At 59.0% G+C, this 12,549-nt stretch carries 12 protein-coding genes; 4 read left to right on the top strand and 8 right to left on the bottom strand.

Annotation, left to right across the window (positions count from 1 at the left end; all coding sequences use genetic code 11):
* Positions 1-287 precede the first annotated feature (287 nt).
* Positions 288-770: a fasciclin domain-containing protein gene (locus AB4874_RS17455; protein WP_368392933.1), complete on the top strand. Its 483-nt coding sequence runs from the start codon at positions 288-290 to the stop codon at positions 768-770.
* Positions 771-967: 197 nt separating this feature from the next.
* On the opposite strand, the gene AB4874_RS17450 is transcribed toward AB4874_RS17455, so the two are convergent.
* From AB4874_RS17450 to AB4874_RS17430, 5 genes are all read right to left on the bottom strand, one after another.
* A complete protein-coding gene (locus tag AB4874_RS17450; RefSeq protein WP_368392932.1) occupies positions 968-2,026 on the bottom strand; it encodes an ABC transporter ATP-binding protein in 1,059 nt (352 codons plus the stop codon).
* Between the two features lie 8 nt (positions 2,027-2,034).
* Entirely contained in the window at positions 2,035-2,871 is an 837-nt protein-coding gene (gene ugpE, locus AB4874_RS17445) for a sn-glycerol-3-phosphate ABC transporter permease UgpE (protein WP_295533779.1), read from the bottom strand.
* Between the two features lie 41 nt (positions 2,872-2,912).
* Entirely contained in the window at positions 2,913-3,794 is an 882-nt protein-coding gene (gene ugpA / locus AB4874_RS17440) for a sn-glycerol-3-phosphate ABC transporter permease UgpA (protein ID WP_295533715.1), read from the bottom strand.
* Positions 3,795-3,854: 60 nt separating this feature from the next.
* Positions 3,855-5,168, bottom strand: a complete 1,314-nt coding sequence (ugpB, locus tag AB4874_RS17435) for a sn-glycerol-3-phosphate ABC transporter substrate-binding protein UgpB (protein WP_368392931.1) — start codon at positions 5,166-5,168, stop codon at positions 3,855-3,857.
* A gap of 226 nt (positions 5,169-5,394) precedes the next feature.
* A complete protein-coding gene (locus tag AB4874_RS17430) occupies positions 5,395-5,820 on the bottom strand; it encodes an autoinducer binding domain-containing protein (RefSeq protein WP_368392930.1) in 426 nt (141 codons plus the stop codon).
* Positions 5,821-6,016: 196 nt separating this feature from the next.
* Here AB4874_RS17430 and AB4874_RS17425 point away from each other — a divergent pair, with 196 nt between their 5' ends.
* Both AB4874_RS17425 and AB4874_RS17420 read left to right on the top strand, forming a co-directional pair.
* Positions 6,017-6,529, top strand: coding sequence for a helix-turn-helix transcriptional regulator (locus AB4874_RS17425; protein WP_368392929.1), 513 nt, complete (start codon positions 6,017-6,019; stop codon positions 6,527-6,529).
* Positions 6,530-6,601: 72 nt separating this feature from the next.
* On the top strand, positions 6,602-7,270 hold the full coding sequence (locus tag AB4874_RS17420) for an acyl-homoserine-lactone synthase (protein ID WP_368392928.1): 669 nt from the start codon (positions 6,602-6,604) through the stop codon (positions 7,268-7,270).
* Positions 7,271-7,353: 83 nt separating this feature from the next.
* On the opposite strand, the gene AB4874_RS17415 is transcribed toward AB4874_RS17420, so the two are convergent.
* Positions 7,354-8,766: an aminotransferase-like domain-containing protein gene (locus AB4874_RS17415; RefSeq protein ID WP_368392927.1), complete on the bottom strand. Its 1,413-nt coding sequence runs from the start codon at positions 8,764-8,766 to the stop codon at positions 7,354-7,356.
* A 1-nt stretch (position 8,767) separates the two neighbouring features.
* Here AB4874_RS17415 and AB4874_RS17410 point away from each other — a divergent pair, with 1 nt between their 5' ends.
* Positions 8,768-9,043 carry a DUF1127 domain-containing protein gene (locus AB4874_RS17410; RefSeq protein ID WP_295533703.1) on the top strand — a complete coding sequence of 92 codons (276 nt, stop codon included), beginning with the start codon at positions 8,768-8,770 and terminating at the stop codon, positions 9,041-9,043.
* A gap of 144 nt (positions 9,044-9,187) precedes the next feature.
* Here the strand turns inward: AB4874_RS17410 and AB4874_RS17405 are convergent, their stop codons facing one another.
* Positions 9,188-9,973, bottom strand: a complete 786-nt coding sequence (locus AB4874_RS17405) for a Hint domain-containing protein (protein WP_368392926.1) — start codon at positions 9,971-9,973, stop codon at positions 9,188-9,190.
* A gap of 204 nt (positions 9,974-10,177) precedes the next feature.
* Positions 10,178-12,463, bottom strand: coding sequence for a Hint domain-containing protein (locus AB4874_RS17400; protein ID WP_368392925.1), 2,286 nt, complete (start codon positions 12,461-12,463; stop codon positions 10,178-10,180).
* Between the last annotated feature and the right edge of the window lie 86 nt (positions 12,464-12,549).

Genomic DNA, 12,549 nt, shown 5'->3' with positions numbered 1-12,549 from the left:
TCTGCCTGCCCGCGAAAGACTGATGGGCCAAACCCGCAGGAAGTGACGCAGTCGATCTTGCAGGAACTGGCCGCGCTTGACGCAATGCGCTGATAAGCGCGGCCTTTGAGCGATCTCTGTCGCGCGCGATCCGCGTCTTTGATCGGCAGGTTTTCGCACAAAGGTCATATGCGAGGCCCCAAATTCTCGCGAAGGCGTGCGCATCCGTGATCTTCCTGTGATCCATTTTTCTCGCCTCGACGTAACCCTAACACGATCCACACGTGTTCAAACCAGGGAGTATGAGTATGCTGAGAAGAACCTTCATCGCGGCGATTGTTGCTGGCACCGCCCTCGTTTCCACCCCCGTTCATGCGGCCGATATGGATATCGTCGATACTGCCGTCGCTGCAGGCAGTTTTGAAACACTTGTTGCCGCCGTTCAGGCCGCTGGGCTTGTCGAGACGCTGAAGGGCGAAGGCCCTTTCACCGTCTTTGCCCCCACCGACGCGGCCTTTGCCAAGCTGCCTGCGGGCACGGTTGAGGATTTGCTCAAGCCTGAAAACAAAGACAAACTGAGCGCGATCCTCACCTATCACGTCGTTCCGGGCAAAGTGATGACTGGCGATTTGAGCGATGGCATGATGGCTGCGACCGTTCAGGGATCACAGGTCACGATCAAGACTGATCCCGCCGTGATGGTCGACGACGCGACGGTGACGCAGGCTGATATCGAGGCCAGCAATGGCGTGATCCATGTGATCGACTCGGTGATCATGCCCAAGATGTAACCCGGACTTGGCCACACACCTTGGTGGCTTTCATCGGCTTGCCCGCGCGAGATCAGGTTTCGCGCGGGCGACTTTTCTGGGCACCGCCGCGATGCCTCATGGGCTTGCACGCATATAAGAGACGCAAACGCATCTTGGCGGGGCTGTCATGTTTCGCGCAAGCGAACCGATGGTGCGCAATCTTCCCCGCCCCAAAGTCAGACGGGCTCGATGCGCTTGCCGCTTTCGGAGTCAAAAAAGTGGAAATGCGCGGGATCGGCGGTGAGTTTCAACATCTCACGCCCGATATTGCTGCGATGCACGCCCGGCAAAGCGGCGGTCATCGTCTCACCCGAACCAGCAAGCACGCCATGCAACAGAGTATTGGCACCCAATGGTTCGGCCAGATGCACCTCAAGCGCGATGGCACCTTGCGGGTCGGGGCGCAAATGCTCGGGGCGGATGCCAAAGCTGACAGGGCCATCGGGCAAGCGGCATTGACCCAGCACCGCGTCGCCCAGTTTGATCTGCCCACCCTCGATCTGGGCTGGCAGGATATTCATCGAGGGGCTGCCGATGAACTGCGCGGCAAAGATCGTGACGGGGCGCTCATAGACCTCCAGTGGCGTGCCGATCTGCTCGGCCACGCCCGCATTCATCACGATCATCCGGTCGGCCATGGTCATCGCCTCGACCTGATCATGGGTCACGTATAGCGCAGTGATACCCAGCTTGGCCTGCAATTCGCGGATCTCGACACGCATCTGCACGCGCAGCTTGGCGTCAAGGTTCGAGAGCGGCTCGTCAAACAGGAACACCGCCGGTTCGCGCACGATGGCGCGCCCCATTGCGACGCGCTGACGCTGCCCGCCCGATAGTTGCTTGGGCTTGCGATCCAGCAACTCGCCCAGTTGCAACAGGGCGGCGGCCTGCTCCACCTTGGCGGTGATCTCGGCCTTTGGCAGACGCGCAATTTTCAGCCCGTAGCCCATGTTCTGGCGCACCGACATATGCGGATAAAGCGCGTAATTCTGAAACACCATCGCGATGTCGCGATCCATCGGCTCAATTTCGTTGACACGCTTGCCACCGATGCGCACCTCGCCCTCAGAGACGCTTTCCAGCCCCGCGACCATGCGCAACAATGTGGATTTACCGCAGCCCGAGGGGCCGACGATCACGATGAATTCGCCATCCTCGATTTGCGTGCTGACGCCGTGGATCACCTCGGTGGAGCCAAAGCGTTTCTTGACGTTGTCCAGTTCGACCGTTGCCATTGCCTGTCCTATTTCTCGCTATCCACAAGACCGCGGATGAAGAGTTTCTGCATCGAAATCACCACGATCACCGGCGGGATCATCGCCAAGATCGAGGTCGCCATGATCACCGGCCAATCCGCGATATCATCGCCCGAGGGGAACATCTGCTTGATGCCCATGACGACCGTGTTCATCGAGGGATCGGTGGTGATCAGAAGCGGCCAGAGATACTGGTTCCAGCCGTAAATGAAGAGAATGACGAAGAGGGCTGCGATATTGGTGCGGCTCATCGGCAGCAGAATATCGACGAAAAACCGCATCGGGCGCGCGCCATCGACGCGGGCCGCCTCGGCCAGCTCATCGGGCACCGTCAGGAAGAACTGGCGAAACAGAAACGTTGCTGTGGCCGAGGCGATCAGCGGTAAGATCAGCCCCGAATAGCTATTGAGCATGCCAAAGCCGGCAATCACCTGATAGGTCGGCACGATGCGCACTTCGACAGGCAACATCAGCGTGATAAAGATCAGCCAGAAGAAGAAATTACGCCCCGGAAAGCGGAAATAGACGATCGCAAAGGCCGACAGGATCGAGATCGCGATCTTGCCCACGGCAATCCCCATCGCCATCACCAGCGAGTTAAGCAACATAGTCGCCACCGGCACGTTCACGCCCGAAAACAGCGCGCGTTTATAGTTGGTGAGGAACTGATCGCCCGGCAGCAGCGGCATCGGCGGATGGGTGATCGCGGCTTGCGGCACCGTCGAGGCCACGAAGGCCAGCCAGATCGGGAAGAAGATCACCAGCACGCCCAAAATCATCAGCGCATGGGTAAACCACAGGCCGCGCCCACGCTTTTCGACCATGCCGGGGGGCGGCTCTTTGAGGGGGGTGGATGCGTTTGCCATCAGTAATGCACCCGTTTCTCGATGAATTTGAATTGCAGCACCGTCAGCAGCCCCACGACCAGCAGCAAGATCACCGATTGCGCGGCAGATGAGCCCAGATCCTGTCCGACGAAGCCGTCGGCATAGACCTTGTAGACAAGGATCGTGGTGGCCTGTTGCGGCCCGCCGCTGGTGATCGTGTGAATGACGCCAAAGGTTTCAAAAAACGCATAGACGATATTGACCACCAGCAGGAAAAACGTGGTCGGAGACAGCAACGGCAGCACGATCGTAAAGAACCGCCGCCAGAAGCGCGCACCATCAATCGCCGCCGCTTCGATCACCGATTTCGGCACAGCTTGCAGGGCAGCGAAATAGAACAGGAAGTTATAGCTGATGCGCCCCCAGGACGAGGCCACAACGACCAGCCCCATCGCCTCGTTCTGATTGAGCACGTAGTTCCAGTCATAGCCCAGCAGGCCGAGATACCACGCGACAATCCCGATACGGGTGTTGAACATGAACAGCCACAAAACGCCCGCGACAGCCGGTGCCACCGCATAGGGCCAGATCAGCATGGTGCGATAGGCCCCCGCCCCTTTGACCAGCCGATCCGCCAACACCGCCAAAAACAGCGCCGGGATCATCGAAACCAGCGTCACCAGCGTGGAAAACACCGCCGTCGTCAGAAAGGAGGCCCGGTAATAGGGATCGCTTAGCAAGTATTCGAAATTGCCCAGCCCGACATATTGCATCGACAGGCCGAACGGGTCGGGAATGAACAAAGATTGCCACACCGCCTCGCCCGCGGGGTAGAAAAAGAACACCCCCGAAATCACAAGCTGCGGAGCGATCAGCAAAAGCGGCAACAGCCAGCCCTTGAAGGTGACGCGTTTTTCCATTCCGGCCTCGGCAAAAGGAAATCGCGGGCAGCGCAAATGCCGCCCGCGACAGGGTTGGTCTTAGCGGTTAGCTTGTTCGAAGCGGCGCAGCAACTGGTTGCCCCGCGTCACAGCCGTATCAAGCGCATCCTGCGCCGTCTTGTCACCCGACCAAACGGCTTCCAGCTCTTCGTCGATGATCGAACGGATCTGGTCGAAATTGCCAAGACGGATGCCCTTGGAATTGCCAGTCGGCTCTTTCGTGGTCATCTGGATCACCGCAACATCGGTGCCCGGATTCGCTTTGTAAAAGCCTTGCTCGCGCGTCAGGTCCGCCGCTGCCTTGGTGATCGGCAGATAGCCAGTGTCCTGGTGCCATTTCGCCTGCACCTCAGGCGAGGACAGGAAGCTCAGGAATTCGGCCACGCCCTTGTAATCCTCGGCCGGCTTGCCCGCCATTACCCAAAGCGAAGCGCCCCCGATGATGGTGTTTTGCGGCGCGCCTGCGACATCGGACCAATAGGGCAGCGGGTGGACTTCGAAGTTGAACTTGGCTTCAGCCTTGATGCCCGCGTAACCCGCCGAGCTTTCGGTGAACAGCGCACAGGAGCCAGCGCGGAAATCCGCCCCGCCCTCGTTGCGACGGCCCTTGTAGATGAACTCACCCTTCTTGGCCCAATCGCCCAACGTCTGGATGTGTTTGACCTGCACGGGGCCGTTGAATTCCAGCTCGGTATCGAGCCCGCCAAAGCCGTTCTCTTTGCTGGCAAACGGGACGTTGTGATAGGCCGACAGGTTTTCCAGCTGGATCCAGCTTTGCCAAGCGGTGGTCATCGGGCAATCGACGCCCGCCGACTTGAGTTTATCAAGAACCGGACCGATGCTTTCCCAGGTGCTCAGATCGGCATCCTTGGCCACGCCTGCCTTGTCGAGCAGATCGCGATTGACCCACAGAACCGGCGTCGAGGAATTGAACGGCAGCGACAGCATTTTGCCATCGGTATCCGTGTAATAGCCCTTTACCGCGCCGATATAATCGTCGGCATTGAACGGCACGCCCGCATCGGCCATCACCTGATAAACCGGCTTGATCGCGCCCTTGGCTGCCATCATCGTGGCGGTGCCAACTTCGAACACCATCAAGATATCGGGCTGCTCTCCGGCGCGGAACGCCGCGATCCCGGCATTGAGCGTTTCCGAGTAGTTACCCTTGTAATTGGCCACGACTTTATAGTCGCTTTGGCTGGCATTGAACTGCGCGACTTGCGCGTCCACCAACTCACCCAACCGTCCGGTAAAGGCGTGCCAGAACTGAATGTCAGTCTGCGCGAAAGCCGCGAATGGCGACAGCAGCGCCGACGAGGCGACAAGAGCGCCCAGTGCAAAATTCTTCATGTTTTCCTCCCAAGTGGGTAGCGGGATATGATTGGCATTTCATGCTCTTGCGACCTGAGAGGTCGCCCACGCCACGCTGCCTAGTCTGCTTATGTAACAGCGCGATTACAAGACTGTTATCAAATAGGGTTTTCTTCTAGCCAATAACGAACAGCGCCCTGCACGCTGATTGCAAAGCCCCAAGAGCCCGCGTTGCGGCGATCGCCCTGCCCGGCTGATCTGGCAATCAAAGCGTCTCAGCGGTCAGATCATGCAATTGTGATGTCATATCCAAGAGTTTTTGCGCCTCGGCCGCGCTAAAAGCGCGATCCGACCGGGTGAATCCCGCAATCGAGCGTGAACTGAGCGCCCCCACTGCGCAGGTCAACCCGTTGGTCAATCCATGCGCTGCGGCATCCGCCAGAATCCCAGCAGGATCATCAAGATCTTTCCAATACACAAACCCCGTTTTGCTCAGGCCCCATTTCACCACCGGATCTTCGACGATCATGCCCTGTTCGTCGTAGTGATCAATCCAGCTTTGCGGGTATGTGCGATACAAAATATTGGGCCGAGCAAAGAGGATATGGAGCGCGTAGGCGTATCCTGAGTCGCACAGCGCCCCGGTCTCGTTCAGGATTTGCACAACCGAATGTCGAATTTCGGTTTTCATATGCCGAATACAATCATAGGTTAAGTCCCAATGCCCCCAAGTCTCCAATGAAGAGAGACTAAATATCACCCTTTTGAAACGCAAGTAGCTTGACCTACGAATGACCTTGAAACGAAGCCAGCCCTACCTCCAGACGCTTGCGCCTGCTGGCTTTTATGTAGCCTTGCGGGTTGGATATTCATTTCCCGAAGAGGAAATGAACGCGCTCGATTCAAACTGGGTCGATATCTACACCCGACGGGGGTTGTTCGTACATGACCCGTCAATGCGCTGGATTTACAGCAATCAGGGGGCAATCCGCTGGAGCGAACTGGCGTTGCCTGATCCGGCGGGCGTGATTCCTTTGGCGCGCGATTTAAACCTCAATTTCGGCGCGACGATTTCGGTCAGGGGCGATGCCGATGTCGGGCGGCGCAGTTATGCGGTGTTGTTTCGTGCCGATCGCGAGTTCGATGATCGCGAGCTTACCGAGACGTTTGCGATGCTCAAACGGCTGCACACGCGCGGGCAAAGCGGCCCCAGCCTGACGGATGCCGAGGCCGAAGCGATCCGGATGCGCGCCGATGGGTTACTGTTGAAGCAGATTGCGGCAGAACTGGCGATTTCGGAAAGCGCGGTGAAGGCGCGCATCTCTTCGGCCTGCCGAAAACTTGGCGCAAAGAACGCCATCGAGTTGCTGGCAATCGCATCCGCAAGGCGACTCATTTAGCGCGATTCAACTCAAAGTGGTAATTTTTTAACCAATTAGTGCTTGGGATTAACCATCCAAAAGGAGGTTAACATGCACGCTAAAACATTCGAATTTTCTCAACTGCATCAACATGGAACCGCGTTTTACGACTTCTTGCGCCTGCGCAAGAAAGTCTTCGTGGATCAGCTTGGCTGGGACGTTCCCCACAATAGCGATGTCGAGATGGACCAATATGACACGCCCCTCGCGCATTATTCGATCGTCCTCAAAGACGGCAATGTCGTGGGCGGCGCACGCGCAATGTCCACCACGGCGATCTGGGGCCCCAACACCTATATGCTGCGCGACGCGCATCTGGGAAAGCTAGGCCATATCCCCGCGCAAGTGCTACCCGATGACATCGCCTCGGACAGCATCTGGGAATGCACGCGGCTGGTGATTTCAGACGCGCTGAGCACTCAGGTTGAACGCACCGCCTGCCTTGGCATGATCGTGGATGGTCTGGTCGAACGCGCGATGGCTCGGGGCGCAGAGGAGCTGATCTGCCTGTCATCGCTCGCCCTGATGCGTGCCTTGCGTCAAGTTGGCTATGATGTCAGCCGAATGGGCCCGGTCTATCGCAATGACGAGGACGGGCGCAGCTATGCCGCCTTGCGAATGCCGGTGGCGTTTTCAAACGCGCGGCGCGCGCAGATGGGCGGCGCAAAGATCCCCACGCCTCTATCAACCGCCCGGCACGCGATGCGCCCGGCCGCCTAAACTGCCGCCTGATCTGGCACTAGGTCTGGTATCTTTGACACTGGCTCAACCCCCAAAGGTTTATGCACACCTTGGGGGGCGCGTCAGACCAGCAAATCGTTGGGCATACGCTCCAGCAAGCGCTTGAGTGTGTCGATCGCTTGGCGAAACCGCTCTTCGCTGACGCCGCCCGCCAGCGCGATGCGCACGGCATTGGGGGCCTGCCCGTCTTGAAGCACATATTCATCCGCCGCACGCAGCAGCACACCCTCGGCCTCAGCCATGCGCGCGAAGGCTGACGCCCGCCAGCCCAGCGGCAGAGTCAACCAGACAAAGCTCAGCCCCGGCTGCCAGCCCAATTCCTGATCCCCAAGCGCCTGCAGCAGCATCTGCAACCGCCGCCCCATCTCGGCCTGCGCGCGATGCTTCAGATCCAGCGCCTCGCCGCTTTCAAACAGCCGCGTCATGATATCGGTCACCGGACGCGACAGGCCGAAATAGCTGTGCTGCGCGGTCAAGCGACCCGCCTCGCCCATCCCCTCGGGCGCGACCACGATGCCAAAACGCATCCCCGCCGAGATTGATTTCGACAGTGAGGAAATATGCCAGCAGCGCTCGGGCGCGAGGCTGCGCAGGCTGGCCAGACCGGTGACGGGGGCGGTGTAGCAATCATCCTCAATGATTTGCAGATCATGGCGGCGCGCGACCTCAATCAGCGCGTGCCGGCGCGCCATTCCCATCCGCCCGGCGGTGGGATTTTGCGCATCGGGCGTAACGCACACCAACTGCCCGCCATGACGCCGACAGGCTGCATCCAGCGCCTCGGGGATCATCCCCTCGCCGTCAATCGCAACGGCGCGGATCTCGGCCCGGTTGAGACGGGCTGCGTGACGAAAACCGGGATAAGCCAGCGCCTCGGCATGGATCACCGGACGCTCGCCGCGCAAACAGCATTGCATCACCACATTGATCCCGTTCTGCCCGCCATGAGTCAGCACCAGATCATCCGCCGTGACCGTGTCGAAATCGGTATATTCGCTGAACCAACTCAATGCGGCGCGGCGACAATATTCGTCGCGCTTGAGGCCGGGATATTCCAGATAATGCCCGCCGATATCATGCGCCGCCGCGATCATCGCGCGCGAAAGTGCCTCAGTCTGGCCAATATCGGGCAGCTGTGGCGAGCGCAGATCGACAATGCCCTCTTCGGCCTCGGGGTCGCGGGTCGACATCGGATAGATCGTTTCGGTCGGACCCATCCGGCGAGATTGTGTCGATACAAACGTGCCGCGCCCCACAACGGCCTGCAAAAGCCCCTCTTGCGTGGCGATCTGATAGCCCCGCGCGACCGTGCCCGGCGTGACTCCAAGGCGCCAGGCCAAGTCCCTGACGGTGGGGAGTTTTGCCCCCGGCGTAAGGTCTCCGCGGCGTATCCCCTCGCGCAGGGCCCGCACCAAGGCGAGGTATTTCGGGCCGCTTTGGCGGGTAAGGTCTGCTGTCCAGCTTGTATCAGTCACAATGTTTCTCTGGCTGAGTCATTTCGCTCTTTGTATTCATCGCATACCAGATCAACTGGCATTGTATCAACACAAGAAAGGCTTCCCCATGTTGACCCTCTCGCGGACCCGCCCCGCCCTCGCCCGTCACGCCACCCATGGCCTGACCGCGCGCGTTGCGCGCGTGCTGTCTGCGTATCGGTCACGCAAAGCCTTGGGGAAGCTTGATGATCGCCTATTGAGCGACATCGGAGTCAGCCGCGCCACTGCGCAAATCGAGATGCGCCGCTTCCTGTGACGCAAGCGGGTCCTCTGTTTCCCCGGAGGCTCCGTCATCTGGCCGGGCCCTGCGCCCGGCCTTTTTTTAATCGCCAATTTGCAAACGACCGGACGCGATAGCGCCCGGTCTTTGTCGTTCAAACTGCATCAGAGGGCAGTCGGCCTAGGAATGATCGTGGCGCACCAAGGGCAATGTGGACGCATCGGGACGCACCGGCGCATAGTCGTCCCCGTCAAAGACACCGGGCAGCACGGCCATCAAATCGGCACGCGACTGCGCTGAGAGAGCCGCGACATTATTTGCCGTCGGGCGGAAACTTTCGGACCAGATACCATTGGCCAAAACCAGTTCATGGTGATCAAAAAGCAGTTGGAAATAGGTCACCTCGGAACAGGCGCACTGCGTCACCCCGTCCAGCCCGACCAGATCGCGCGCCTTCACCAACTGCTCTCCGGTCACGCCCAACGCAGGCACGTTCGACAGCAGACGGTGATTGGGCGAAACGGTGATTTCGGTTTCGGGCAGATCAATACCCAAGGCATTGGCCGCCAGACGCACCGGGCGCAGCAGCGGGTTGAGCCCCAGCATATGCCAGTCAAAGCGGCGCACACCAATCCAGCGCAGCTCCTGCAGACCATTGTCGCGCGTCACCACACGCTGGCCTGCGCGCAGATCTGCTACGGCGACCTCTCCGGCCTGCGTGGTGATACGTGCATCTTGAGTAAAACAGGGCAGCGCCGAGATAACCTGCGCGATCTCACCGCTATAAAGCAGCTGACCTTTTGCGTCATAGCCACGCAAAAGGCCGTTGCGTTCATCATAATCGCTGAATTCAAGGCGCAGGATCTGTGCCGAATTGGGCCCGTGTTCTGCGAACACAGAAGACAGAAACGGGGCTACGCCCGATATGTTCGCCATTAAACTCATGCGCAATTCTGCCGCAGCCATCCTCGCCCATCCCCTCGGCATAGTGCCGATGAACTTGAGCCCCCATAAAAAAGGTATGACAGAAAGGGTTGTAATGAAACGTAAAAAAGCCAGAATTTCGCCACGATCTGCGAAATTGAGCGTTTCCTTAAATGAAACAGACATGAACTGTTCCAGACATGCCTGCGCCCGAGACCTTGAGCCCGGGCGCAGTCTCGAATGAGATCAGCCGTTCAGAAGAACCGCAGTCTCATGCTTTTTGAGCGTTTTGCGCGCCGCCTGATAGTCTTGACGACCCTCAGTGGTTTGCAGCGCCGGGAACAGTTCAAAGATTTCCTGACGCTGAGAATTGCCCATGCCGCCCAAGGTCATATCGCCCGGCTGGAAGCTTTCGGTCCAGGCGCCGTTGCCCAGAATTACCTCATGGCGATCGAACATAAAGTGCAGATAGCTGGTGCCCAGAGTCTGCGCCTTGGCGATGCCCGCATTGCCAATCAGGTGCTTGGCTGCGACCAGAACTTCGTGCTCTTCGAAATAGAGCGCGGTCTTGTCATTGGCGACCAGCATCCGGTGGTTGGGCGAGACCAGCATGTCACGCTCGGGTAGATCATTGCCAAGCGAGCCAGCCTTGATCAGCACCGGAGCCAAATGCGGCGCGTCTGCCAGATCGTCGCGGGTCATATCGCAACGCCCCGCCCAACGGATCTCTTGGATGCCGTTGTCGCGCGTCAAAACCTTGTCGCCTTCTTTGAGCGTCTCGGCAGGCACTTCGCCTTTCGGAGTCGCGATCAAGGTGCCCGGCGTAAAGCAGGGGATCACGCGCTCCATATTGGAGAATTGCAGCGTGCCATCCGGGTTGCCATTGCTATCCAGGAAGGTGACCGTGCCCGCATAGGAACTGACCCCCGAGACCGGATCGTAAGCGGTGACATGGCTGTCAACACGCAGCGGGCCAGCCCCCGTCAGATCGAGCGTGTCGAAGTTATCGCCCCCCTGACCGCCATCCAGCGTATCGCCAACGCCATCTGCCTGCGAGTCAACAATGAACAGGTCACGATCATCGCCACCCGAGACCGAGTCGCTGCCCGTGCCGCCAACCAGCGTGTCATTGCCCGAACCGCCCATGACCGTATCGTCGCCCGAACCGCCGTTCAGCGAGTCGTTGCCAGCGTCGCCCGAAAGCGTGTCATTGCCCTGCTCGCCATACAGCACGTCATCGCCGGTGCCGCCGCTGATCACGTCATTGCCCGGCTCACCGGTGTCGGTGGCAACGGGAACGGTCTCGCAGTGGATGTCGGTGATCGTGATCGCCTGATCGGTGTTGGCACCGTTGGCATAGCCGATCGAGAGCTTCGCGGTCGGATCCGCGATTTCGACCAGAACCGAGCCCACCGCATCGTCCGAGTGCAAGCTACCCGTGTCGGAATCGGTGCCGGTGATGGTGTAGGTGCCGGTGGTGGCATCATAGCTGACGGTCTGATGACCCGACGGCGTGATCTTGATATCGACCGGTTTGCCGTCGCCGTCCAAGGCCTGCAGCGTCACCACATCGACGTGGTTATCCGAAGGGTTGCCCCTGTCCAGATCGTTGATACGGAACGAGGTATTTTGAACTTCGCCGGTATATTCTGAATTGTCCGAGCTGAAGGTCAACGTCGTCAACGAGGTCGGATCAACACCGCCCTCCCCGCCACAGCCATAGAGTTTCAGACCGGAATGCGCGTCAAATGTGGCACCGCCGGTATATTCGGTGGTGTTGGTGTAGCTCGCCGTTGCGCCGTGATCGAGCACGGTGAAATCGAACGCCACTTTGGTGTCGCCCAGATCAACCGTTTGATCCTCGATCTTGCCGCAATCGGTTTTGAAATTCCCCCAATCAACGGTTTGATTCACCGGATCGGCGGCAGGCGGGCTCGCAATGCCGCCATTGTCGCCATAGATCGTGTCATTGCCGGAATCGCCATTGAGCGTGTCATTGCCGCCCTGACCATAGATCAGATCATTGCCTGCGCCCCCATCGACCGAGTCATTGCCCGCGCCCGCAAAGACCGTGTCATTGCCCGCACCCGCCTTGATGATGTCATCATTGGACGTGACATGGGGCAGGATCGCGTCGTTATGATCCACCATGTCGCCCTGAGGATCGCCGGTGTAGTGGGCATCGATCAGATCATTGCCCGAGGTGCCTTCGACGATACCGTCGGGCTTTTCCTCGTCGACCTGAATGTGCACCGTGGCACTGTCATGACCGCCGTTGCCATCTGAAACGGTATAGCAAATTTCTGCCGTGCCCGCGAAACCGGGCGCTGGTGTAAAGGTCAGCGTGCCGTCGGAATTGACCACAACCGAGCCATGGGTCGATGTGGGCGTCCCGAAAATGCGCAGCTTGTCACAGTCTGGATCAGTGTCGTTGGCCAACACATCAATTTTGACTGCTGTGTTAAAGGCCGTCTCAGCCGTGTCATCATGGGCAACAGGGTTATTGTTGCAATCCCAATACCAAAGCGTCATCCCTACGTCTCCTTTTACACCGTCGGTCAATCGACCCGTGCGCCGTCAATTCTGAAGGCGCAAATGGCAGCGCCGATTTTTCGTCA

The organism is Thioclava arctica (assembly GCF_040892615.1).
Classification (GTDB): Bacteria; Pseudomonadota; Alphaproteobacteria; order Rhodobacterales; family Rhodobacteraceae; genus Thioclava; species Thioclava arctica.
Note: the sequence above shows the minus strand (reverse complement) of the source record. Positions and strands in the feature narration are given on the sequence as shown.

What these genes read in the sequence shown, in the direction of transcription:
- AB4874_RS17455 (WP_368392933.1), top strand. Translation starts at nt 288, where the DNA reads ATGCTGAGAAGAACCTTCATCGCGGCGATTGTTGCTGGCACCGCCCTC.
- AB4874_RS17450 (WP_368392932.1), bottom strand. Translation starts at nt 2,026, where the DNA reads ATGGCAACGGTCGAACTGGACAACGTCAAGAAACGCTTTGGCTCCACC.
- ugpE (WP_295533779.1), bottom strand. Translation starts at nt 2,871, where the DNA reads ATGGTCGAAAAGCGTGGGCGCGGCCTGTGGTTTACCCATGCGCTGATG.
- ugpA (WP_295533715.1), bottom strand. Translation starts at nt 3,794, where the DNA reads ATGGAAAAACGCGTCACCTTCAAGGGCTGGCTGTTGCCGCTTTTGCTG.
- ugpB (WP_368392931.1), bottom strand. Translation starts at nt 5,168, where the DNA reads ATGAAGAATTTTGCACTGGGCGCTCTTGTCGCCTCGTCGGCGCTGCTG.
- AB4874_RS17430 (WP_368392930.1), bottom strand. Translation starts at nt 5,820, where the DNA reads ATGAAAACCGAAATTCGACATTCGGTTGTGCAAATCCTGAACGAGACC.
- AB4874_RS17425 (WP_368392929.1), top strand. Translation starts at nt 6,017, where the DNA reads ATGAACGCGCTCGATTCAAACTGGGTCGATATCTACACCCGACGGGGG.
- AB4874_RS17420 (WP_368392928.1), top strand. Translation starts at nt 6,602, where the DNA reads ATGCACGCTAAAACATTCGAATTTTCTCAACTGCATCAACATGGAACC.
- AB4874_RS17410 (WP_295533703.1), top strand. Translation starts at nt 8,768, where the DNA reads ATGTTTCTCTGGCTGAGTCATTTCGCTCTTTGTATTCATCGCATACCA.
- AB4874_RS17405 (WP_368392926.1), bottom strand. Translation starts at nt 9,973, where the DNA reads ATGGCTGCGGCAGAATTGCGCATGAGTTTAATGGCGAACATATCGGGC.
- AB4874_RS17400 (WP_368392925.1), bottom strand. Translation starts at nt 12,463, where the DNA reads ATGACGCTTTGGTATTGGGATTGCAACAATAACCCTGTTGCCCATGAT.